The organism is Ancylomarina subtilis (assembly GCF_004217115.1).
In the GTDB taxonomy this organism is placed as follows: Bacteria; Bacteroidota; Bacteroidia; order Bacteroidales; family Marinifilaceae; genus Ancylomarina; species Ancylomarina subtilis.
The window spans coordinates 287,769-309,832 of record NZ_SHKN01000002.1 but is presented as its reverse complement, the minus strand read 5'-3'; the positions used below and the strand labels follow the sequence as shown (position 1 = coordinate 309,832).

24 protein-coding genes are annotated in these 22,064 nt (G+C 36.0%); 19 read left to right on the top strand and 5 right to left on the bottom strand.

Translation table 11 applies throughout. The annotated features are described in order from the left end of the window. Positions 1–8: 8 nt before the first annotated feature. From bamJ (EV201_RS12240) to EV201_RS12225, 4 genes are all read left to right on the top strand, one after another. Positions 9–611, top strand: a complete 603-nt coding sequence (gene bamJ, locus EV201_RS12240; RefSeq protein ID WP_130307933.1) for a BamJ family beta-barrel-assembly machinery protein — start codon at positions 9–11, stop codon at positions 609–611. A gap of 31 nt (positions 612–642) precedes the next feature. Continuing rightward, positions 643–1,350, top strand: coding sequence for a BamJ family beta-barrel-assembly machinery protein (gene bamJ / locus EV201_RS12235; RefSeq protein ID WP_130307932.1), 708 nt, complete (start codon positions 643–645; stop codon positions 1,348–1,350). 343 nt (positions 1,351–1,693) lie between these two features. Beyond that, positions 1,694–2,131, top strand: a complete 438-nt coding sequence (locus EV201_RS12230; protein WP_130307931.1) for a peptidylprolyl isomerase — start codon at positions 1,694–1,696, stop codon at positions 2,129–2,131. A 64-nt stretch (positions 2,132–2,195) separates the two neighbouring features. Continuing rightward, positions 2,196–2,564, top strand: coding sequence for a DUF3127 domain-containing protein (locus EV201_RS12225; protein ID WP_130307930.1), 369 nt, complete (start codon positions 2,196–2,198; stop codon positions 2,562–2,564). A gap of 68 nt (positions 2,565–2,632) precedes the next feature. Here the strand turns inward: EV201_RS12225 and EV201_RS12220 are convergent, their stop codons facing one another. Then, complete coding sequence (locus EV201_RS12220; RefSeq protein ID WP_130307929.1) at positions 2,633–3,055, bottom strand: hypothetical protein; 423 nt, start codon at positions 3,053–3,055, stop codon at positions 2,633–2,635. A gap of 62 nt (positions 3,056–3,117) precedes the next feature. After that, on the bottom strand, positions 3,118–3,693 hold the full coding sequence (locus EV201_RS12215) for an RNA polymerase sigma factor (RefSeq protein ID WP_130307928.1): 576 nt from the start codon (positions 3,691–3,693) through the stop codon (positions 3,118–3,120). A 345-nt stretch (positions 3,694–4,038) separates the two neighbouring features. Between EV201_RS12215 and EV201_RS12210 the strand changes: the two genes are divergently transcribed. Beyond that, a complete protein-coding gene (locus EV201_RS12210; RefSeq protein WP_130307927.1) occupies positions 4,039–4,362 on the top strand; it encodes a DUF6249 domain-containing protein in 324 nt (107 codons plus the stop codon). A gap of 76 nt (positions 4,363–4,438) precedes the next feature. Here the strand turns inward: EV201_RS12210 and EV201_RS12205 are convergent, their stop codons facing one another. After that, positions 4,439–5,725: a M64 family metallopeptidase gene (locus EV201_RS12205; protein WP_130307926.1), complete on the bottom strand. Its 1,287-nt coding sequence runs from the start codon at positions 5,723–5,725 to the stop codon at positions 4,439–4,441. 227 nt (positions 5,726–5,952) lie between these two features. Here EV201_RS12205 and EV201_RS12200 point away from each other — a divergent pair, with 227 nt between their 5' ends. The 10 genes from EV201_RS12200 (at position 5,953) to EV201_RS12155 (ending at position 14,351) form a co-directional block, all read left to right on the top strand. Next, positions 5,953–7,194, top strand: a complete 1,242-nt coding sequence (locus tag EV201_RS12200) for a mechanosensitive ion channel family protein (RefSeq protein ID WP_130307925.1) — start codon at positions 5,953–5,955, stop codon at positions 7,192–7,194. Between the two features lie 62 nt (positions 7,195–7,256). Beyond that, positions 7,257–7,670, top strand: coding sequence for a TM2 domain-containing protein (locus EV201_RS12195; protein ID WP_130307924.1), 414 nt, complete (start codon positions 7,257–7,259; stop codon positions 7,668–7,670). Positions 7,671–7,765: 95 nt separating this feature from the next. Continuing rightward, positions 7,766–8,479: a hypothetical protein gene (locus tag EV201_RS12190; protein WP_130307923.1), complete on the top strand. Its 714-nt coding sequence runs from the start codon at positions 7,766–7,768 to the stop codon at positions 8,477–8,479. Beyond that, positions 8,451–8,945, top strand: a complete 495-nt coding sequence (yidD, locus tag EV201_RS12185) for a membrane protein insertion efficiency factor YidD (protein WP_130307922.1) — start codon at positions 8,451–8,453, stop codon at positions 8,943–8,945. The genes EV201_RS12190 and yidD overlap by 29 nt, the downstream gene beginning before the upstream one ends. Next, positions 8,942–9,787: a tetratricopeptide repeat protein gene (locus tag EV201_RS12180; RefSeq protein WP_130307921.1), complete on the top strand. Its 846-nt coding sequence runs from the start codon at positions 8,942–8,944 to the stop codon at positions 9,785–9,787. Before yidD ends, EV201_RS12180 begins: the two co-directional genes overlap by 4 nt. After that, entirely contained in the window at positions 9,726–10,592 is an 867-nt protein-coding gene (locus EV201_RS12175) for a tetratricopeptide repeat protein (protein ID WP_130307920.1), read from the top strand. Before EV201_RS12180 ends, EV201_RS12175 begins: the two co-directional genes overlap by 62 nt. A 49-nt stretch (positions 10,593–10,641) precedes the next feature. Next, a complete protein-coding gene (locus tag EV201_RS12170; protein WP_129252133.1) occupies positions 10,642–10,935 on the top strand; it encodes a PQ-loop domain-containing transporter in 294 nt (97 codons plus the stop codon). 58 nt (positions 10,936–10,993) lie between these two features. Then, positions 10,994–11,548 carry a chalcone isomerase family protein gene (locus tag EV201_RS12165; RefSeq protein WP_130307919.1) on the top strand — a complete coding sequence of 185 codons (555 nt, stop codon included), beginning with the start codon at positions 10,994–10,996 and terminating at the stop codon, positions 11,546–11,548. A 216-nt stretch (positions 11,549–11,764) separates the two neighbouring features. Beyond that, positions 11,765–12,844, top strand: coding sequence for a 3-oxoacyl-ACP synthase III family protein (locus EV201_RS12160; RefSeq protein WP_130307918.1), 1,080 nt, complete (start codon positions 11,765–11,767; stop codon positions 12,842–12,844). Positions 12,845–12,998: 154 nt separating this feature from the next. Continuing rightward, positions 12,999–14,351 (top strand): 4Fe-4S dicluster domain-containing protein, encoded by a 1,353-nt coding sequence (locus EV201_RS12155; RefSeq protein ID WP_130307917.1) that lies wholly within the window; start codon positions 12,999–13,001, stop codon positions 14,349–14,351. Between the two features lie 93 nt (positions 14,352–14,444). Here EV201_RS12155 and EV201_RS12150 read toward each other — a convergent pair whose 3' ends face one another. After that, complete coding sequence (locus tag EV201_RS12150) at positions 14,445–15,893, bottom strand: sodium:solute symporter (RefSeq protein WP_130307916.1); 1,449 nt, start codon at positions 15,891–15,893, stop codon at positions 14,445–14,447. A gap of 176 nt (positions 15,894–16,069) precedes the next feature. Here EV201_RS12150 and recR point away from each other — a divergent pair, with 176 nt between their 5' ends. From recR to EV201_RS12130, 4 genes are all read left to right on the top strand, one after another. After that, positions 16,070–16,690: a recombination mediator RecR gene (gene recR / locus EV201_RS12145; RefSeq protein WP_130307915.1), complete on the top strand. Its 621-nt coding sequence runs from the start codon at positions 16,070–16,072 to the stop codon at positions 16,688–16,690. Between the two features lie 231 nt (positions 16,691–16,921). Next, positions 16,922–18,232: a dihydrolipoamide acetyltransferase family protein gene (locus EV201_RS12140; protein ID WP_130307914.1), complete on the top strand. Its 1,311-nt coding sequence runs from the start codon at positions 16,922–16,924 to the stop codon at positions 18,230–18,232. Positions 18,233–18,543: 311 nt separating this feature from the next. Continuing rightward, positions 18,544–21,201, top strand: coding sequence for a PD40 domain-containing protein (locus tag EV201_RS12135; RefSeq protein WP_130307913.1), 2,658 nt, complete (start codon positions 18,544–18,546; stop codon positions 21,199–21,201). A gap of 30 nt (positions 21,202–21,231) precedes the next feature. Beyond that, a complete protein-coding gene (locus tag EV201_RS12130) occupies positions 21,232–21,765 on the top strand; it encodes a GNAT family N-acetyltransferase (RefSeq protein ID WP_130307912.1) in 534 nt (177 codons plus the stop codon). Between the two features lie 80 nt (positions 21,766–21,845). Here EV201_RS12130 and EV201_RS12125 read toward each other — a convergent pair whose 3' ends face one another. Beyond that, positions 21,846–22,052: an RNA-binding S4 domain-containing protein gene (locus EV201_RS12125; RefSeq protein WP_129252148.1), complete on the bottom strand. Its 207-nt coding sequence runs from the start codon at positions 22,050–22,052 to the stop codon at positions 21,846–21,848. Positions 22,053–22,064 lie beyond the last annotated feature (12 nt).

The following is a 22,064-nucleotide window of genomic DNA, read 5'->3' as shown; positions in this document are numbered from 1 at the left end:
TTGAATAGATGAAATATACAGAAGAACAAGATAAGGTAAGCTATTGCCTTGGTTTAAGCATTGCAAGCAACTTAATTACTTCAGGTGTTAAAACATTAAGCACTGAGCCATTTGTTGAAGCTCTTGATGCAGCATTTAACGGAAAAATGCCAGAAGTATCTCCTGAAGAAGCAAACGGAATTCTACAGGAATTTTTCACTAAAATGCAAGAAGAGCAAGCTGGTCAGGCTATTGGTGAAGGGAAGAAATTTCTTGAAGAGAATAAGAAAAATGAAGGTGTAATTGAACTAGAAAGCGGTCTTCAGTACCAAATCATCACCGAAGGTAATGGCGAGATTCCTAAAGCAACTGATAGCGTAAAATGTCACTACCATGGAACATTGATTAACGGAACTGTATTTGATAGCTCTGTAAATCGTGGTGAACCTGCAGTATTCCCAGTAAACGGTGTAATCGCTGGATGGGTTGAAGCACTTCAGTTAATGCCTTTAGGATCGAAATGGAAACTATTTGTTCCTTCAAACCTTGCTTATGGCGCACAAGGAGCGGGTAACTTAATCGGCCCACACACCACTCTTATCTTTGACGTAGAGTTATTAGAAATTGTATAATTAATTACAGATAAACTAAACATTAAAAACAATGAAATTAAAAGCATTAACTCTAGCATTAGGACTAGGCGTATTCGCATTTAGCTCTTGCGATAAAAAAGTAGACACTAATATGGCTTTGAACACAACGGTTGATTCTGTAAGCTATAGCATTGGTGCCAGTTTCGGTGGAAACTTATTGCAAAACAGCCTTGAAGAGATCAATCAGGATGCTCTTTTAGCAGGTTTAAATGCTGCATTAGCTCAAGAAGATTTAAGAATCGAACCTCGTGCTGGTGGTGCCATTATTAACAAATTTATCAAAGAACTTAAGACCAAAGCAGCTGAGAAAAACAAAGTTGCTGGTGAAAAATTTCTTGAGGAAAACAAAGCAAAAGAAGGTGTTGTAACAACTGAAAGCGGACTTCAATACAAAGTTCTAACTGAAGGTAAAGGTGCTATCCCAACTAAAGATCAGAAAGTAAAAGTTCACTACCGTGGAACAACTATTGATGGTAAAGAGTTTGACTCTTCATACAAAGGCGGTAAGCCAGTTACTTTCTTACCAACTCGTGTTATTAAAGGATGGACTGAAGCTTTACAATTGATGTCTGTTGGTTCTAAGTGGGAACTTTATATTCCTTCAGACTTAGCATATGGTGCTCGTGGAGCAGGTGCTAATATCGGACCAAACTCTACTCTTATTTTTGAAGTTGAACTTCTTGATATTGTTAAGGAAGAAGCTCCTGCAAAAAAATAATATTTAAGAAACGATAAGACCTTAAAGAATCTGTATCAACGGATCTTTATTAAAATATTCCCTTTTCGATTTATATCGGAAAGGGATTTTTTTTCCTTTTGCGAGTACAATTCTTTTCTTAGCTTTGTAGGCTGATAGAAAGTACAGAGCAAGATTAATAACAATAGCTCATCAAAATGACAAGTTCTTATTTGCTAAGCATTTACACTTAAACAGACTCATAATCAAAGTGTAGAGAACACTTTCAATTTGAATTAATTTGGATCTGGCAAAGACTATTTGAAAGAAAATGAGTACTTTCAATCTTCAGTTTTAGTAGTTAAAATCAATAAAAATCAGAGATATGTTACAAGCAGAAATTCATACCGAGAAAGGTTTAATGAAGGTGGAATTCTTCGAAAAAGATGCACCAACTACAGTTCAAAATTTTGTTAATCTTTCCGAAAAAGGATTTTACGATGGATTAACTTTTCACCGTGTGATTCCGAATTTCGTAATCCAAGGCGGATGTCCTGACGGAACTGGTGCTGGTGGACCTGGTCATACAATCAAATGTGAATTGACTGGTGATAACCAATATCACGACAGAGGTGTTCTTTCAATGGCGCATGCTGGTAGAAACACAGGTGGATCTCAATTCTTCATTTGCCACAGTCGTGAGAACACATCTCACCTAGACCGTCAGCACACTTGTTTCGGAAAAGTTTTCGAAGGTCTTGAGGTGATCGATCAAATTAGAATGGGTGATAAAATCGAGAAAATCGTAATCATCAGAGAATAATTCTACCCCAAAATAATAAACAAACTACAGTAAGTACATTGCTTACTATGCAAAAGATATTTATATGAACTTCGAAATTAACGGCAAGGTTATCCTTAAGGAGGATACACAACAAATAAGCGATCGTTTTAAGAAAAGAGAATTTGTAATTGAGGTTGAAAATGAAAGAAATTCAGAATGGAATGATTTCATCAAGTTTCAATTAACTCAAGATCGTTGTGATTTATTAGAAACAGTTTCTGTTAACGAAAACATTAAAGTTTCTTTCAACATCAGAGGTAGAAAATGGGAAAAAGATGGAAAAGTAAACTACTTTTCGAATCTTGAAGCCTGGAGAATTGAAAAGATGCAAGCTGCAGCTTCAGCTGAAATGCCTGAATTCAATGCTGCTGATATGCCTCCAGCACCAGAAGAAGATGATCTTCCTTTCTAGGATATAACTCATAAAAAAATGCTGTTGGATGAACCCACAGCATTTTTTTTGCACTTCTAATTAAAAAATCAGGATTGGTGCAACATTTTTTTCACCAAATTGTCAAATACAATTAATGACAAACCTGCAATCATAATTATATAAACAATAGGAGGTAAACTCACAATACGATTAAATGCCACCATCAATAAATTGTGTATCGGCTCTATTAAAATTGCGTTGAGCTGCTGAATAAAAGGATGATCCCAAGATGCTACAATACTGTGTACATCAGTCCCTAATAAGATCACAACAGCCAATAAAACAATCGCAATTAGTATGAACAAACGCTTTAGGGGCATTCTCTTCTTAACGCTCACAGAATTTTCGAGCCAATCCTGCATGACGTCATCCATCACATTCTTTGTGAAATCAGTAGACGGCTCTTCAAGCTCAACATCACTCAACAACTTCTTAATAAATTCGTCTTTATAAATATCTTCTTTTTGCATCTGTTCTAAGTTTTGATCAATTAGAAAAAGCAAGTTTATTTTTAGTACTCTGATATCTTCAATTAAAGAATAGTCTTTAACTCCTTCTGTAAAAACTGCTCTAAGATACCGTATAATTTCTTACGGGATCGATGTAATTTAACTTTGACGTTTGCTACGCTCAATCCGGTTACTTCACTAACCTCATCAATTGAATTCTCTTCCAAATAAAAGAGACTAATGATTATCTTTTCATCACCATTCATCTTATTAAGAGCCCTATTAATATAGAGTTTCTGCTCCTCATTTGTTAAATCCTGTAATGCCGATTGCGTCGTTTTTACATTTACCGATGCCGTATAATCATCATCAATTGAAACCTGATCTAATTTTTTTTTTCGCATCTTCGAAATAGATGCATTGTATATAATACGATAAAGCCATGTCGAAAATTTTGACTCTCCCTTATATGAATCTAAAGCCTGATAGGCTTTTAAAAAGGAATCCTGAGTTATTTCTTCTGCATCTTCCCTGTTCCCTATAATTTGCATAGCAATATTAAAAGCCATCTTTTTATGACGGTCTACCAAATAGGCATATGCACCTACATCACCATTTTTTATTTTTTGTATATAATAGCTATCCTTGTTCGATTTCATGTTCTAATCTTAAGAAACTGGATTAACAAACTCGTTCAGAAACGTTTTTCTTCCCACATTTCTACTTCACTATACAATAGACTACATAAAGACTTTTAATGTTGCATTTGTTTCGAACTACTAATAATTAGACGCACCAATCTCATATTGGTTACAAATAAAATGAAACAAACATCACATACAAAATGCAAGATAATGATTTACAACCAGATATTCTTTCAAAATAAAATACTTCATTTTTATTGTAACCCTTTCTTCAGACATGGCGTCATAAAGTTGAAAGCAAAAAAAATAAAGTTTTCGCTATCAATTTAAAATTATTAATCATTCAATAAAACTTATAGTATGGAAGAAATTATTGTACCCGCAATCGTATTTGGAACAATTCCTTTGATCATTTTTCTTGTTCACCGTCATCGTGAAAGAAAAGCCTTAATTGAAAAAGGGCTTAGCGCTGAACTTTTGGTAAGTGCAACCAAAGATAGAACTCTGGAGAGTTTAAAATATGGAATCCTGGCTATTGGTTTAGCTATTGGTATTTTAGTTGGAAATATTCTTGAAGAATATACCCGAATGAGCGAAGAAGTTTCGTATTTCTCTATGATCTTCTTATTTGGAGGTCTGGCTTTACTAACATTCTACAGCCTCGCTAAGAAAGATAAAGAATAGCCAAAAGTATTTATTCTTTGTAAAAAAAAATGCACTCATCTTAATGAGTGCATTTTTTTTATATTTGAGAAAACGTTTATTCCCCAATTGTAAAGCGAATCATTCTTTCGCATGCCTTTTGGCAAACAGGGCAAAATTCGTCTTTATTGTTTGTTTTCATTTTGCAATCCATAACTGGTGAAAACATGCCTTTACTCATATAGCCACCACCTTCGAAAAGCCCAACCTTTCCTTCATACTCTTCCGTTCTCGGAGTGGGTGTCACGATTCCCTTCTCAAACATCGATTTCCATTTACGATCAAAATCGACAAGGGTTGTGATATTAGGTTCCCAAGGCTCAACTTTCAGATTATAAAAATCTTCAACCGATACGCTATCATTATAATATTCATCTGCTAAACCCACAAAACCATGGCCAAACTCATGACTGGCAACTTCTCTCGACAGTTTGTGATCTGATGCACAAGAGGTGTAATAATTGTAGATCCCTGCTCCTCCATATTTATCTGTATTTATCAATACGAAAATATGATCATAAGGTACATTGGCAGCAATATCGTGCATCGTTTTTAAATCTGAAGTCGTTAGATAACGCTCAGAATCAAATGTGTAAAACGTTGAATTAAGAACAGTATTCTTATAAATGTGCTGCCCTGGTATATCTGGTCCCGAATCTTCAGAAACAGATTCCAAAGCGTAAATATTAAATCGATCAGCATAAGATTTAAACGGTTCTACATTTAAAACATAACCTGCAATTCGTTCAACATCAGCTCGAAATTTACCCATTTCTTCCTGAGTATAACCTTCGGCAATAAAAGCGATATCAATGCTTTCACTTGCTTTACCTTTCCCCATCAGCTTACTGGAATTGACATCCATGGCCTTTTCTTCAAGAATAAAATAATTTTCAGGATCAATTTCGTACTCAAACAACTTGACATAAACACCATCTCTGTTTCTATAATCAATGACAAATTGGGCTTTATGCTTTGGAAATGGCATCACATTAACCTGATAATAGGATCGGTTCAGCGTTTTAGCTTCCGGCGTAGCTTGCCACTCCTGAAACAAGGATCCAAATCCTCTGGAATAAATTAAAGTTTCTGAAGCTTTGTCAATCAATTTAAAACGAAAATTGCCATAATTAAAGCTATCAACAAGGTTCTTTGTTGTACCTCCCCAAAACGATTCCTTTTTTATTTGCTGTAAAAAAACCGTTTGTTCATTGGCATTACCTCCCAATAAATAATCAACCCGCAAGGTTTTGTTTTCAAAGTAAGTATCAAAATCAACCGAGGCAAAACTCAGTTTAGTTGCAAAAATCAGCAACAGGCATGTTAGTCTTAATAATCGTATCATAGTTGTATATTTAAGGTTGGTATAAAGATAAGCGAATCATCGGGCTAAATAAATGATCTTTTTCAGCTCCTTGTAGATTATTTTAAAAGACAAATTCATCGAGCTTCGAACTAATCTCCCATATGTTTCATTATAATAAGCTGATTGGATATATTTGTTTTTATATTACAAATTAATCCGTTTTATCATTGATCTGATCAAAACAACTCGTTTTTAGACCGATAAACATGAAAGAATTACTAGGAATCCACCTAAAAGATTGGTTAATCAACCACGGTATTGCAGAGAATTATGCTGTTATACTTCAATCCACCATTGCTGTTGTTATAGTTTTAATTCTGGCTTGGCTCTCCGATGTCATTTCAAGAAAAGTTTTAATTACAATTATTACCAAGTTGGTTCGAAAAACCAAAACCCACTGGGATGATATTCTTTTGGAAAGAAAGGTTTTTAATAAAATCTCTCATTTTGCACCCGCTATTATTATTAACATCAGTGCTGGGATGATTTCACATGAGCCAACAGGGCTGTTTATTCAGCATGCCACTCAGATCTATATGATTATCATAACCGTGATGCTCATCGATTCATTTTTTAGCGCAACAAATGATATTTACAACACACTTCCGGTAAGTAAAACCCGTCCCATAAAAGGCTATATTCAAATCATTAAGATTTTTTTCTATGTCATGGGATGTATCTCAATTATTGGTATTCTTATTGGAAAAACGCCTATTTATATTTTAGGTACAATGGGTGCCTTTGCAGCTGTTCTCATCTTGGTTTTTAAGGATACCATTTTAGGATTCGTAGCTTCCATTCAACTGTCAGCAAATAAAATGGTGAGCATTGGCGACTGGATCAGCATGCCATCAAAAAACGCAGATGGAACCGTTATCGATATAAGTCTGAATACTGTAAAAGTTCAAAATTGGGATAAAACTATTAGTACAATTCCAACCTACGCCCTGGTTTCAGAATCTTTCAACAACTGGAAAGGCATGGAGGAATCCGGAGGGCGAAGAATCAAACGTCATCTGAACATTGATGTAAAATCGATTCACTTTCTATCTGATGAAGAAATTGAGATGGCTGAAAAAGTAAAACTTATATCAGACTATATTGCTGAGAAAAAAGAAGAAATCAAGAAAGCGAATCCCGAGAATGAAATTCCAATCAATCAAAAACGCTTAACCAATATTGGAACCTTCAGAAAATACATCGAAGCTTATCTGGAAAATCACCCGAAGATTCATAATGATATGACTTTCCTGGTTCGACAACTTCAACCATCCGAAAAAGGGCTTCCAATCGAGATTTATGTCTTTTCGAATGATCAGGAATGGGCTAATTACGAAGCCATTCAATCCGACATATTCGATCATATATTAGCCATCGTTCCTGAGTTTAACCTTAGGGTTTTTCAGAATCCAACAGGTGATGATTTTAGAAATTTGAATAAAATTTAATAAGCATAATTGTTAAACACTTTTTTTTACTTAAATTTGATTTAAACATTAAAATTACACACATGAAAAAGATTTTATTCGTATTTGCATTTGTATGCACAATGCTGACATTCTCGAATGTTAAAGCAGCAAACTATCACGTTAATGATGCAAAGATTGATGTTTTGTTTGAACAAGCATCATCAACAATCATGATGAATTTAAACGACATGTCCTCAAATATGATGGCAACAACAACTTTAAATTCAACTGTAAAAGCTAAAGATCCAATTGTAGCTATCATTCTTGACTTCTTTTTAGGAGGTCTTGGTGTTCACCGTTTCTACCTTGGAACTAAAGTGATGACAGGTGTTGGCTATATCCTTACTTGTGGTGGATTCTTTGGTCTAATGCCACTAGTCGACTTAATTGTTCTTGCAATTAACTATGATGATATTAGTCAGTTTGTTGACAATCCTAAATTCTTTATGTGGTAAAACCATAAAGACGAGTCTTTAAATTGCTGTTATAAATCCAATCGATATTTGTGATTTATAACAGCAATTTTATTTAAAAACCCAAACACCGTATTATGTTGCTTTTCCGATTAGCTTTTTTATTACTTATTCTTTTGCCTTCGATTTCATTCTCTCAGAAGAGTTCCAATTATATAAGCTATAGCATGGACAATCAGACCTACAAAAAAGGCTTATTAACAAAAGCTCATGCTGAATTCTTCTACGATAATGAACGAGGGATTTTGGTTTCAGCCTACAGCATTCCAAACGAATTTGTAAAAGTAAGTAACCGAAAAGGAGAGTTGAAATTATACGTTCCCAAGAGCAATACTGTAACATATACTCAGGACAACACATTGTCTACCGAGAATGAACTGATTTATTATTTTGCCAATAATCGCCAACAAGATTTAGGTCTTGAAAAAGAAGGCTTCACGATGGTGGATTCAAGACTAGACGGTCAGTATTTAATTTTTGTGTGGGAAGCTCCTGAGACAATGAAAACGGTAAAAAAAGTTGAAGTTGTATATGAAAATGAAAACCCAATATATGCAGCTTACTTCGATAATAATGAGACTATAATCAAGAAAATTTACTACTACGATTATTTTAGTACAACCTATTTTCAAATGCCAACTAAACTTACCGAAATAAGTTATACACCTGAAAGAGATTCTATTGTTCAGAGAACAATTTTCTCCAATATCAAGCTTAGCAACAGCCCGAACTCACCCTATTTTAACTTTAAAATCCCCGACAATGCAAAAGTTAATCCATCCAAGTTGTAACATTTTTATCACGCTTATATTGGTTTGGGGATTATGTTTGCCGTCCAAAGCTCAATCAGTCGAGAAAAATAACCTTCAACTCATTTTGAAGACCAAAACCAACACTCTTGATACCCATAAGCACAAGAGAGATTACATTTATAAAAATGAGAGTAGTTGGTTAAAAAAATACAATCCTGTCAGCCTGGGCTTTGGCTCTTTGCTTTATCTCTATCAGAACGTGATATCCCAGCAATTTTCAGCCGACTGCCTGTATCATCCAACCTGTTCTGATTTCAGTAAAGATGCCATCAGAGAATACGGCTTAATAAAAGGCATCTTCTTGAGCTCCGACAGAATTTGCAGATGTAATCGAATTGCAGCCACAAGCATCAACTATTTTAAATTCGATCAGAAAACGCATCACGCTCATGATAGTGTTAATCTTTATCGTATTAAACCTTTGACAAATACAGAATACAAGTGAAAAAAATAATTATAGCCTCCTTCTTCTGCTTGCTGTCGTTAAACCTGTTGGCTCAATACTCACAAAAACAACGATTCGAATTCATCCATCATCTGATAAAATCAAACGATTTTGATGAAGCTCTTATCGAACTCGATTATTTGGATGGCAAAACCCAAAGCGATAGTTTATATTATATGAAAGGCTGGGCCCTGTACTCGTTAAAGCAATTAAACAGTTCAGCCGAAAGCTTTCAAAAGGTAAAGGAAGAATCAACATTTTATCATAAAAGCCAGTTCTTTGCAGCCTATAATTATACACATACAAAGAACTACAAATCAGCTAAAGATGTCCTTAAAAGAATTGAATTAACTCCAAAACTAAAACAGTTAAAACAATTCGAATATTCCGGAATAGCCTTGCTTGAACGTGATTTTGAAACCTATGAAAATCGGCGTATTAAATCTGAGGCTATTCTTCCTGCACTACAAACCGAAGTCGTTAATTTAAACAAGCTTCACTCAACAATAATGAACCGTAAACCAAAGAAAATGTGGCTGGCGGGTCTAATGTCAGCTATTATTCCCGGTTCGGGTAAGATGTATGCAGGTAAAACCGGCGAAGGAATTGCCTCCATGCTAATGGTGGCTTCAACAGGTTTAGTTACCTGGGAAAATCACAGAAAACTGGGAATCAAGAATTTCAAAACAATTCTATTTGGCTCAATATTCACCGTGTTTTATGTAGGTAATATTTATGGCTCAGTATTTTCAGTAAAAATATCAAACGAGGAGTTCAATCATGAAATGGATCAAAAAATCTTATTTAATATTCATATTCCTCTTCGGAATATATTCAACTAGTCACGGACAAAATCAGCTTGCTTTATCTAAAGCAGACAGTTTATTTTCTAATGGAGACTATCAATTAGCTGCCATAGAATACGAGCGATTCCTGTATTTTTCGTCCGATCAGACTCAAATGCTTGACATTTTATATCAAAAAGCACAATGTTACAAGCAGCTTTCTAAATTTACAAAAGCATGTAAAACACTTGAAAGAATTCGTCTTTATAATGAAACTCCGGATCGTTATGCCCAAATTAAAAAAGAACTGAGTCTATGCTATTACCTCGATAATCAAATACAGAAGGCCCAGATACAAATCAGTCAACTCAGACATAAACTCAAGAATAAGAATCTACCCAAAGAAACCCTTCTGGTGGAGATTTTCATTTTAAATGAATTGAAAAAATGGGACATGGCTGAAGAATTAGCCAAAGAATACATCAATACGAATGAAGTCAATAACAAAACACTTGCTCTTCAAAAAATTGATTCTTTGTATTCGAAAAAGAATTTACCCAAATTAAAATCCATTGAAAAAGCAGAGAATTTATCTCGTTTTATTCCCGGGTCTGGACAAATGTATTGTGGCAAAGTACTCGAAGGTTCTTTTACTTTCCTTTTTAATGGAGCCTTCCTTGCTTTAGGTATTCAGCAAATACTCACTAAGTTCTATCTTACTGGTTATGCCGCTGGTTTTGGCGTATTACACAAAACCTATACAGGCAATATGGCAAGGACCAAACATTTAGCAATCAAAGTCAACCATGAAAGACATACGCTCTTTAACGAATCAATAATTAATTACTTGCTTAGTTTATAATGAGAATATTCGTAATATTGTTTTTACTTATTAAGAACTGAAAACAATTATGCAGAAATTACTCAAAAAAATCAGCTTCTTTAAATCACTGGGCTGGTTTGGAAATATCATACTAAGTATAGGTGTCATTCCACAAGTTGTTCAAACCTGGGAAACAAAAGATGTGAGCAGTTTCAACTGGTCTTTTCTTTTGATGTGGGCTTTTGGCGTTCTTTTTACTTTCATCTATATCCTCGAAGGGGACTTAAAATCCGGGAAACGCCAATATCCGCTTTGGCTAAATTATCTGGTCAATATTGTTGCCACATTTTATTTGTGCTACGCCAAAATCTTTTACAGTTAAAAACTGATTTTTTAACCCAATCATCCACTTGAATTGTGGATTTTGAAAGCAAAACCATATGAAAAAGATAATCATACCCATCGTTTTGGCTTTATTTAGCCTCAATTCAATTTCGCAAAACAAAGCTGAAATTTTCCCTAAGAAAATAAGCATCAATAACCAGGAACTTCTTTTAAAAGGAACAGGAACACGCGTGAAGTTATGGATGGATATGTACACTCTGGGCCTTTTTATTTCCGATACAAAACAAGATGCAAGACATATTGTTTCCAGCGATGAAACAGCTGTTGTGCGTCTGAGCATCATCTCCGGATTAATCACGGCTGAAAAAATGGACAAAGCCATTCGTGAAGGCTTTGAAAAATCGACACAAGGCAAACCTGAGACTATTCAAAACGAAATAGAAGCTTTCCTAAATGTATTTAAGCAAGGTGTTGAGAAAAAGGATTTATTCCAGTTTTCTTACATACCTGAATCGGGAACAGCAATTTCTAAAAATGGGAAAGAACTTGCAAAGATTAAAGGTCTCGCTTTTAAACAAGCACTTTGGGGAATTTGGTTAGGCACTAATCCCGTCGATAAAAGATTAAAAGATGAGCTGTTAAAAAAATAAAATTAAGTTCAAAGCGAATAAAACGCGATCAAATCCTGATTGCGTTTTTTTTGTGCGAAAAATCGTATTTATAAATAAATTTCTATCTTAGCCGCAACTACTCTAACAAAAGGCTCTATTTTAGAGATCCATTTCATACTCGTATTCAGCTGACTTTAAGGTATTCCCTTAAAGTTTTTTCGTGCACCCTACTCAGTCTAATATAAAAAAAAGAAGATGAGCAGATATTCGAAAATTATAGGATCAGGTCGATGCATACCTGAAGTTGAAGTCAAAAACGAAGTTTTCCTACAAAACACATTTTACGATGCAAACGGTGAGTCAAATGGGAAAACCACACACGAAACACTAGAGAAATTCTACAACATTACTGGAATTGCTGAACGACGCTATGCACGCGAAGATCAGAAAGCATCAGATCTGGCTTTTATTGCTGCTAGCAGAGCTATAGAATCATCAGGAATTGATAAAGAAAGTCTCGACTACATATTAGTCGCTCATAATTTTGGTGATGTCTCGGCCAATACAGTCGCGCCACAGTTAATGCCAAGCTTGGCCGCACGTGTGAAACACTTACTCAAAATTGAAAACCCGAAGACTGTAGCCTACGATATTCTTTTTGGATGTCCGGGTTGGGTACAAGCCATGATTCAGGCCAACTACTTTATCAAGTCGGGTGATGCCAAAAGAGTTTTGGTAATTGGTTCAGAAACCTTATCCCGAGTTTGCGACCCACACGACAGAGATAGTATGATTTATGCCGATGGTGCCGGAGCAACCATACTCGAAGCTACAGAGAGTGAAAGTGAAACCGGAATTTTATCTCATTCGGTAAGAACGGACACTTTAAATGAGGCCTATCTGTTGTGGTCCGGAGCTTCACACAATCCCGATTTTCAAAACCGCGATCGTGATTTCTATATCAAAATGCATGGCCACAAGATCTATGAATACGTTATTTCGAACGTGCCTCAATTGGTAAAAGAATGTATTGAAAAAGCAGGACTGGAATTAAAGGATATCAAAAAAATACTGATTCATCAAGCCAATGAAAAAATGGACGAAGCCATAGCTAAACGCCTGTTCCGATTGTATGGTGAACGCCAGATTCCCGATGATATCATGCCAATGATCATTAAAAAAATGGGGAATAATTCGGTTGCTACAGTGCCTATTCTATACGATATGATTGCCAGAGGAGAACTCGAAGGGCATCAGTTCACAAAAGGCGATCATGCGGTGTTTGCATCGGTAGGTGCAGGTATGAGCATAAATGCATTCGTTTATCAATTCTAGATTTTAAAATATCTCAATACAATGAAAGCCTCACCAAAAATGAGGCTTTCTTTTATTCATTCTAAACTTATATTCAGCCAATACAAAAAGACGAAATTAGCCTATCTTGGAAGATAAATTTTTAAGCAAAAACTCCTTTAAATACTCAACATAAATGGATAAGCTTTTCGATCTTTCAACACTGTTTTGTCTGATTAGTTCAATCAGTTTCACCCTTATATTCCTGTATAGTGCCACGGTCTTTTATCTGGAAAACGAAAAGAAAGCCGCATTCAGATCCCTCGTCATTGGTTTATTACTACCCATCCCCTATTTCATCGCGTGGTATTATAATTTTAATATTTTGGCATTAATTCTTTTGGTCGATATAATCCTAACTGGGCTCTTATTTATCTATCCTTTTAAAACGTCCAAAGCCATTTGTGACGAAATTCCCTTAAGTAAGATTGATGAAAGAAACGTGATGTTTTCGCGCAATGAATTGGTTATTGGTAGTGAAAACTATAACGATTACTACACCCAATATCCTGAAAAAGAAGAGCTCGACAATGCTTTCAGAAAAGAGGCAGGCTTGTGCTCTAAAAATTCTCTGTTCAATCACACCTTTGCTTTTGCAGCAGCACATGCCAGCTTTTTTACTGTCGGGCAATTTAAAAAAGCGGTTGATGGCAAAGTCAATCCATCACGTACCGAAACAGATTCTGAAAAAATAAGTTCTTTCCTGAAAACATGGGGCAAGAAGCTTGGAGCCTTAGATATAGGTTTCTGTGAACTAAAAGACTACCATCTCTATTCACACAAGGGACGAGGAGACGAATATGGAAATGAAATTCACAACACGCATAGCCATGCCATTGCCTTCACTGTTGAGATGAATGAAGAAATGGTTCAGGCGGCCCCACAAGCATCCATTGTGATGGAGTCTGCACAACAATATCTCGATTCGGGACGCATAGCTATTCAAATTGCCGAATTCCTCAGACATCTGGGCTATTCTGCACGAGCACATATCGATGGTAATTATCAAGTTGTTTGTCCACTGGTTGCCCGCGATGCAGGTTTGGGCGAAATTGGGCGTATGGGCTTACTGATAACACCCAAACAAGGCCCCCGAGTTCGACTGGGAGTGGTTACAACAGAATTCCCCTTAAAAACAAAAGATCGAAAAAAATTGAATTATATGCTTGACTTCTGTTTAAACTGCAAGAAATGTGCAGACGTATGTCCAAGCAAATCCATTTCATCGGATGCTCCTAAAATGATTGATGGCGTAAAAAGATGGCAAATCAATTCCGAATCCTGTTTTACCTATTGGTGCAAAGCGGGTACCGATTGTGGTCGCTGCATGGCAACTTGCCCCTACTCACATCCTGATAATTTATTGCATAATGCAATTCGATTTGGAATTAAACACTCGCCACTTTTCAGACGGATTGCTGCTCCTTTGGACGACTTCTTTTACGGACGTAAACCCAAATCAAAAAAACTACCTGAATGGATTAATTGAGGTGATGATAAGTTAATGCAATAACATGATGATGTGATAAAAAGCAATATTCAAATTCCACACCTTTAACCTTTAACCTTTAACCTTTAACCTTTAACCTTTAACCGTCTTTCTCCTGATCACCAGAAGACCAATAAAAGTTAAAAGTCCATTCAACATCAGTAATTCAAACCCCAGATTAAATCCAAACCAATCCATCGAATTCTGTGAGAATATGTAACACAAAATTGGAGCAAGCAAGGTCACTAAGGGCACCCACTTATCCTTTACCTGAATAGAAGTAAATAAGCCAGAGGCATACAAACCTAACAAAGGCCCATAGGTATAGCCGGCAACTGTAAAGATGGCTGAAATGACCGATTCATCATTAATAGCTCTAAAAATTAAGATGACGAGTAGTAAAATGAAGGAGAACAGAAGATGAGATCGACCACGTAGCTTCTTCGTTTTTACTTCATCATTTTCGTCAGCACCCAAAATATCAACCGTAAAAGAAGTGGTTAGGGATGTGAGAGCTGAATCTGCACTGGAATAAGCTGCCGCCATTAAACCAACCAAAAAGAAAAGTCCAACCACTGGCCCAAGATGTTGGGTTGCCAGCATTGGGAAAAGGTCGTCGCCTCGCTCAGGAATTGCGATTCCCTGATGTTGTGCAAACAATAAAAGTAAAGCGCCAAGCATCAGAAACAGAAGATTAGCTGGTATAAAAGCAAAGCCATACCAATACATATTCTTTTTAGCCTCGCCCAAATTCTTACAACTTAAATTCTTTTGCATCATATCCTGATCGAGCCCAGTCATCACAATAGTGATGAAAGCTCCCGTAAAAAATTGCTTCAGGAAATGCTGTTTACTTGCCCAATCCTTAAACTCGAACACCTTGCCATAATCACTATCTCTTATAGAACTTAGTGCGCTTGATACATTTAAATCAAGCTTATCCATAATCAAATAAATACTAATCCCAACGGAAAGCAGCATAAACAAAGTCTGTAAACTATCTGTCCAAATAATGGTTTTGATACCCCCCTTAAACGTATAAAGCCAAATTAGCAATATTGTTAGAAGAACCGTCAGCGCAAAGGGAACATGCCAGGCATCAAACACTGTAATCTGAAGAACATTAGCCATTAAAAACAATCGAAATGAAGCACCAATCGTTCGTGAAAGGAGGAAAAAAGAGGCTCCTGTTTTGTAGGATACACGACCAAACCGTTGATCCAAATAGGTATATATCGAAGTCAAGTTCAAACGATAGTACAAGGGCAAAAGGATATTCGCCACAACAATATAACCCAGCATATAGCCCAAAACCATTTGCATGTATGAGAACTCTGTTGATTTCACCCATCCCGGAACCGAAATAAAAGTAACGCCCGACAGAGAGGCACCAATCATACCAAAGGCAACCACATACCAGGGCGATTGTTTATTCCCTAAAAAAAAAGCCTGATTATCAGCTTTTCGGCCAGTAAAATAAGAAATGCATAGCAAAAGTGAAAAGTAGCCTACAACTACAAAGATGATATTTAATGGAGACATAAAGAGCGTTTAAAAGTACCTGCCAAAAATAGAAATTATTATCATCATAACGATAAGGCTTTAGAATGGAATTCGAATTCACCCGAACAAATACTGCCGATAATTCCTTACATTTGAACTAATAATAAAAAATACATGACGGATATAATCATCAAGTCCGGATTCTAAACACAAACATGAACTACGATAATTTCCCTTCAAAACTCTTAGAAAACGCCGTTGCTGAATTCTCAAAACTCCCTGGGATTGGACGTAAAACAGCTTTAAGACTCGTCTTGCATTTATTGAATCAAAACAAAGATGAAGTCAGAAAATTTGGAAACACAATCATCCAGCTTCGTGACGAGGTGAAACATTGCAAATCGTGTTTTAATATTTCCGACACTGATATCTGTGATATTTGTGCCAATCCCAAGCGAGACAAATCAACCATTTGTGTGGTCGAGAGTATCCGTGATGTGATGTCAATAGAACGCACACAACAATACAATGGCATTTACCATGTTTTAGGAGGTATTATTTCGCCGATGGATGGTATTGGCCCAAGTGATTTACGCATTCAACCCCTGATTGAAAAAGCCGAGCATGAAGATTTAACTGAAATTATTCTGGCTCTGAGCACAACAATGGAAGGCGATACAACCAATTTCTATCTCTATAAAAAACTGAAACCACATGAGGTTCCGGTGACAACCATTGCCCGAGGGATATCCATAGGCGATGAGTTGGAATACACCGATGAAATCACACTTGGCCGATCGCTTCTCAACAGAATGCCTTTTGATAAGAGTTTATAATGGTCCATCACTCATTATTTCGTATTTTTTAGGTCAGTAAGCAAACTTATTTATTTCAAATAGAAAGCTTATCTTCAAGAAAGAATCAAATTCTTATGATATAGAAAAAATCAATTGAGAATTAAGAAAAGTAGATAGAGATTACTAATCAGACATACTTGTCTTTTACTCTTTTTTAATTAAATTTGCATTCTATTTAGACTAAATAAACAAACACTAAACAAAATCAATATGGCTAAATTCGAAATCTTCCTTCCTGCAATGGGTGAAGGTATCATTGAAGCGACAATTACTAAGCTTCTTAAAAAAGAAGGTGATTCTGTTGAAGAAGAAGACTCAATCATGGAAATTGCAACCGATAAGGTTGACTCAGAGATTCCTGCTCCAGCCAGTGGAATTATTGCAAAAATATTATTTGAAGAAGGGGATGTACCTAAGGTTGGTGATTTAGTTGCCATAATTACTTCTGAGGGCGAAAGCATTGAAGATACACCCACAACCACAACTGAAGAGGCAGCTCCAATCGAAGAAAATGTATTAAATATTTCACTGGCTAAAGAACCAGAAGTCAGTAATGAACCTATGAAAGCCAAAACCGAAAATGGCAATTTCATTTCACCTCTTGTACGTACGATTGCTAAAGCTGAAAATATTTCAAACGAAGAACTCAGCTCGATAGCTGGTTCCGGCGAGGCTAAACGCATTACAAAAAAAGACATCCTGCAATATATCGAAGATCGTAAAGTTGCAACACCTAAGCCAATCGTTACAGAGCAAAAAATAACTACACCTCAAGCTGCTGCTCCAACCGAACACGTTTCTTATACAGGGCAAAACGTTGAAATAATTGAGATGGATCGCATGAGAAAACTTATTTCTCAACACATGACCAACTCTCTGCAGGTATCAGCACATGTTACTTCTTTTATCGATGTTGACGTGACTCCAATTGTTCAATGGCGAGATAAGATTAAAAATGATTTTGTGAAGAAGCATAACCAAAAATTGACTTATACGCCAATTTTTGTAGAAGCTGTTTGCAAGGCTATTCAAGACTATCCATTGATTAATGTTTCTGTTGATGGGGATAAAATTATTCGTAAAAACTTTGTCAACATTGGTATGGCCACTGCCCTTCCCAATGGTAACCTGATTGTTCCTGTTATTAAGGATGCGAATGAAAAGAATTTAATTGGATTAACAAAGTCGGTGAACGATCTGGCTAATCGTGGCAGAACGAATCAGCTGAAGCCGGATGATATTCAGGGAAGTACTTTTACAATTACCAATTTGGGTGCTTTTGGCAGTACAACAGGTACACCAATTATTAATCAACCCGAAGTTGCTATTCTAGCTGTGGGTGCAATCAAGAAAAAACCTGCTGTAATTGAAACGCCTCAGGGTGACACCATAGGTATCAGACATATTATGGTCCTTTCGCTATCATACGATCATCGAGTTGTTGATGGTGGTTTAGGAGGCTTATTCTTAAAACGAGTTGCAGAAAATCTTGAAAATTTTGACACAAGCCAGGTATTCTAGATTTTATTCTCAGAAATTATACGATACATTATTTATCAAAAGAAAACGCAGATTCTGATTTCTGCGTTTTTTTTATGCAAAAAAATCAAAGTTTTTTATATCTTGCATTGTTCAGTGCCCACGAGGCTTGTCACAAGTGCTAGAAGTGTTTCTTTTAATAAAATCAGTTCGTAACTATTCAGTGAATTTTAAAGGGATAATCCTCAATATATCCATCAAATTCGCTTAATAGATTCTCAGCTTTGAGATTTATAAAAAAACACAATTCTCTCATTTTATATGATAATTAATTGTCTATAATATTTAAAAATATGATGAAGTTGAATTCTGGAATTCACAAAAAAACATCCACTCAACTTTTAAGAACGTTTCTGTTCTTTATAATTATAGCAATTGGTGTCAATAACAGTTACGCAAGCTATTCTCTTTCAAGCTCAGATAAAACAAGCAAGCGAAAGAAAACTAAAATGGCAGAAATGTATTTTGCCAACAAGAATTACGGCGATGCTGCCCCGATTCTATATGACTTGTTACTAGGCGATCGAAAAAATCCTGAGTTCAACAATATGCTGGGCGTCTGCTATTTTAACCTCGAATCAGAAAAAGAAAAATCAACAGAATACCTCGAAAAAGCGATTCGATATAGCAAATCGAAAAACAATATCCCCCTGGATTACTACTACAATCTGGGGAAGTCATATCACATCAACTATCAGTTCAGCAAAGCGATACGAACCTATAACAATCTGCTAAACCTGGTTCCTCGTGACGATGCGGAATATATCGCTGATATTGAACATGAACTTGAAATTTGCAGAAACGCACTTCAACTCACCGAACATCCGGTTAATATCACCGTTGAAAATCTGGGAAACTTAATCAACACCGAATATGCTGAACATAGCCCCGGTGTTACTGCCGATGAAACAACCATGGTTTTTACTTCAAGACGTAATGGTACTGGTAGTAAAGTTGATAAAGACGGACAATTTTTTGAAGATATTTATATTTCACATCAAGTGAATGGCGTTTGGACAGAGCCCAAAGGGATCAGTATACTGAATACAAAAGATCACGATGCATCAATCTCGATATCAGCTGATGGTCAGGAAATTTACGTATATAAAGCAGGCTATTACAACAACAATGAGTCCAATGGCGGTGATATCTATGTAAGTAAACTAAACGGTACCAACTGGACTAGACCACAAAAATTACATTCTGACATCAACTCACCTAGTAAAGAAAGTCACATTTCAGTATCAGCTGATGGCAGAACCATCTATTTCTCAAGTAATCGTCCTGGCGGTTATGGGAAAATGGATATTTATAGTGTAAAAAAATTACCTAATGGTCAATGGGGACCTGCGCAAAACCTTGGCCCCAATATTAACACAATATACGACGACGACGCTCCTTTCATTCACCACGATGGGAAAACCCTTTATTTTAGTTCAAAAGGACATAAAACAATGGGCGGATTCGATATTTTCAAATCAACTTTTGAAAATGGACATTGGAACAAACCCGTAAATATTGGTTTCCCTATTAATTCAACGAAAGAAGATATTTATTTCACGCCTACTCCTGATGGGAAAAGAGCTTATATGGCATCGTACCGAAAAGGCTCCTATGGTCGAGCTGATATTTTCAGAATTCAAACACCAGATACTGAAAATACAGGCTTATTCGTTCTAAAAGGAAAATTAATCAACACAAAAGGAAAGCCTGTAGGACACGCCAAAATCAAACTAAGCTATAGTAATAAAACAGTTGGATTATATCGTCCGAACACGGCATCAGGAAAGTTTCTTTTCATTATAGACGCTGGAAAACAATACAACTTAGAAGTACGAGCCAAGGGGTATAGACCTTTGAGCACGGTGATGAATGTACCCGCTGAGTATGCAAATAAGGAGAATCACAGTGTTATCACGCTACTTCCGCTTTCTCTTCGTCTTGAAGAAGAAGAAGATTATCCTGAGGATATTGAGCTTATTGATTATAATATAAGCAAAATTAGTCTTGAAAAAACGGCCTTCACTCCTGAAATAGAGAATGACTTAGAGGTTCCGAAACTGAAAGAACCGCTTAAGATAACGCCTACCATTAAGTTACCGGCTAAAGAAAAACCTGTTGAACAAGCAGAAACGGTGACTACTGTAAAAGAAGAAGAACCTGTTACAAATCCGATAGTAAAAATTCCGGATACTACTAAAACAGTGACTAAAAACGAAACCTATTACACCATTCAGATTCTAGCTCTTCAGATTCCTATGGATCCTGAAATGTTTAGCTACCTTGATAATGTTAAGATTTTTCAAACGAACGATGGTTTAAGTCGATATACTTATAAGAAATTTAAATCTTTCAATGCTGCCACTCAGGAATTAAACCGACTCATTCGCATTGGGTATTGGGATTCGTTCATTCGAACCGTTATCAATGGGCAACTGATTCACCCTAAAATGAACTTCTCAACTAGTACGGCTTACACCATTCAATTGATGTCGCTAAAAGAGGTTCGACCTGTCTCCTATTTTAAAAACCTGGACGGCGTTCATGTATACAGGGATTCTGAAAACATTTACAGATATACCTATAAGATTTTCCCTAATAAAACAGAAGCACAACTCGCTCTGGGCGAAGTTTTGAAAAAGAGTTATTGGGATGCATTTGTTCGTAAGGCTTATTGGGGTGAGGAAGTTCTTTTCTCTGATTTTAATGCGAAAAAATCGAATAAATATACCATTCAGATTATGGCATTAAACCATCCAAAATCGCTCAATTATTTCAAGAATTTACCAATTGACAGGCTCAATCTGAACAAGGGTAAAGATGGTTTATCAAGATATACCTATGAAGCCTTTGATAATAAAAAGGATGAAAAAACCTTTTTGAATATTGCGTTCAAAAAAGGCTATTACGATGCCTTTACACGAACAATAAAATGGTATAATAAGAACTAAGCACTTATATTATTCTTTCGAATCAATCTTATGCAAATTCTCGAAAATAAATCTATCCGACTAAGGGCATTAGAGCCTCAGGATTTAAAACTGCTTTACAAGTGGGAAAATAATTCGGATATCTGGGAAGTGAGCCATTGCCAAAAGCCATTTTCACTATTTGTATTAAAACAATACCTCGAGAATTCGCATCTTGACATTTATGAAAGCAAACAACTGAGATTGGTTATTGAGCTAAAAGAAAACAAAGAGCCTATTGGTTTAATAGACCTATTCGACTTTGATCCATTCCATAACAGAGCTGGTATTGGTGTTCTGCTTCACGATAAAATTCATCGCCAAAAAGGCTATGCCAGTGAAGCACTTGAGACTCTGATAAACTATTGTTTTAAAGGCTTACAGTTGCATCAACTCTATTGCAATATTACCACTAATAATCAAGCAAGCATTGATTTATTTGGCGCAAAAGGCTTCGAAATAACCGGAACAAAAAAACAATGGATTAAAAGTCAGGAGGGCTGGAAAGATGAACATTTTCTACAACTCCTTAATCTGAAACAATAAAGACATTACTTATAATTACAACAAAAGTCCAGACTAACTGGACTTTTTGTGCTTTATTTCGAATAAGAGCTGATTTCTGATTATTCTACAATAATGACTTCATCAAAAATCTCAATCTTATCTCCCGGACGAATTTTCGCGCGTTTACGATATTCAATTTCACCATTGCGAATAACCTGGCCATCTTCTACAAAGATCTTTGCCTGCGCACCACTTTCACTAATATTTAAGGCTTTTATCAGTTTTATCAGTTCAATATATTCCGTATCAATCTTGAAGTTTATCATATCTAAATGGTA

What these genes read in the sequence shown, in the direction of transcription:
- EV201_RS12125 (WP_129252148.1), bottom strand. Translation starts at nt 22,052, where the DNA reads ATGATAAACTTCAAGATTGATACGGAATATATTGAACTGATAAAACTG.
- EV201_RS12230 (WP_130307931.1), top strand. Translation starts at nt 1,694, where the DNA reads ATGTTACAAGCAGAAATTCATACCGAGAAAGGTTTAATGAAGGTGGAA.
- EV201_RS12200 (WP_130307925.1), top strand. Translation starts at nt 5,953, where the DNA reads ATGAAAGAATTACTAGGAATCCACCTAAAAGATTGGTTAATCAACCAC.
- yidD (WP_130307922.1), top strand. Translation starts at nt 8,451, where the DNA reads ATGCAAAAGTTAATCCATCCAAGTTGTAACATTTTTATCACGCTTATA.
- EV201_RS12165 (WP_130307919.1), top strand. Translation starts at nt 10,994, where the DNA reads ATGAAAAAGATAATCATACCCATCGTTTTGGCTTTATTTAGCCTCAAT.
- EV201_RS12170 (WP_129252133.1), top strand. Translation starts at nt 10,642, where the DNA reads ATGCAGAAATTACTCAAAAAAATCAGCTTCTTTAAATCACTGGGCTGG.
- bamJ (WP_130307932.1), top strand. Translation starts at nt 643, where the DNA reads ATGAAATTAAAAGCATTAACTCTAGCATTAGGACTAGGCGTATTCGCA.
- EV201_RS12195 (WP_130307924.1), top strand. Translation starts at nt 7,257, where the DNA reads ATGAAAAAGATTTTATTCGTATTTGCATTTGTATGCACAATGCTGACA.
- EV201_RS12220 (WP_130307929.1), bottom strand. Translation starts at nt 3,055, where the DNA reads ATGCAAAAAGAAGATATTTATAAAGACGAATTTATTAAGAAGTTGTTG.
- EV201_RS12150 (WP_130307916.1), bottom strand. Translation starts at nt 15,893, where the DNA reads ATGTCTCCATTAAATATCATCTTTGTAGTTGTAGGCTACTTTTCACTT.
- EV201_RS12210 (WP_130307927.1), top strand. Translation starts at nt 4,039, where the DNA reads ATGGAAGAAATTATTGTACCCGCAATCGTATTTGGAACAATTCCTTTG.
- EV201_RS12130 (WP_130307912.1), top strand. Translation starts at nt 21,232, where the DNA reads ATGCAAATTCTCGAAAATAAATCTATCCGACTAAGGGCATTAGAGCCT.
- EV201_RS12160 (WP_130307918.1), top strand. Translation starts at nt 11,765, where the DNA reads ATGAGCAGATATTCGAAAATTATAGGATCAGGTCGATGCATACCTGAA.
- EV201_RS12140 (WP_130307914.1), top strand. Translation starts at nt 16,922, where the DNA reads ATGGCTAAATTCGAAATCTTCCTTCCTGCAATGGGTGAAGGTATCATT.
- EV201_RS12205 (WP_130307926.1), bottom strand. Translation starts at nt 5,725, where the DNA reads ATGATACGATTATTAAGACTAACATGCCTGTTGCTGATTTTTGCAACT.
- EV201_RS12155 (WP_130307917.1), top strand. Translation starts at nt 12,999, where the DNA reads ATGGATAAGCTTTTCGATCTTTCAACACTGTTTTGTCTGATTAGTTCA.
- EV201_RS12135 (WP_130307913.1), top strand. Translation starts at nt 18,544, where the DNA reads ATGATGAAGTTGAATTCTGGAATTCACAAAAAAACATCCACTCAACTT.
- EV201_RS12190 (WP_130307923.1), top strand. Translation starts at nt 7,766, where the DNA reads ATGTTGCTTTTCCGATTAGCTTTTTTATTACTTATTCTTTTGCCTTCG.
- recR (WP_130307915.1), top strand. Translation starts at nt 16,070, where the DNA reads ATGAACTACGATAATTTCCCTTCAAAACTCTTAGAAAACGCCGTTGCT.
- EV201_RS12225 (WP_130307930.1), top strand. Translation starts at nt 2,196, where the DNA reads ATGAACTTCGAAATTAACGGCAAGGTTATCCTTAAGGAGGATACACAA.
- EV201_RS12175 (WP_130307920.1), top strand. Translation starts at nt 9,726, where the DNA reads ATGAAATGGATCAAAAAATCTTATTTAATATTCATATTCCTCTTCGGA.
- bamJ (WP_130307933.1), top strand. Translation starts at nt 9, where the DNA reads ATGAAATATACAGAAGAACAAGATAAGGTAAGCTATTGCCTTGGTTTA.
- EV201_RS12215 (WP_130307928.1), bottom strand. Translation starts at nt 3,693, where the DNA reads ATGAAATCGAACAAGGATAGCTATTATATACAAAAAATAAAAAATGGT.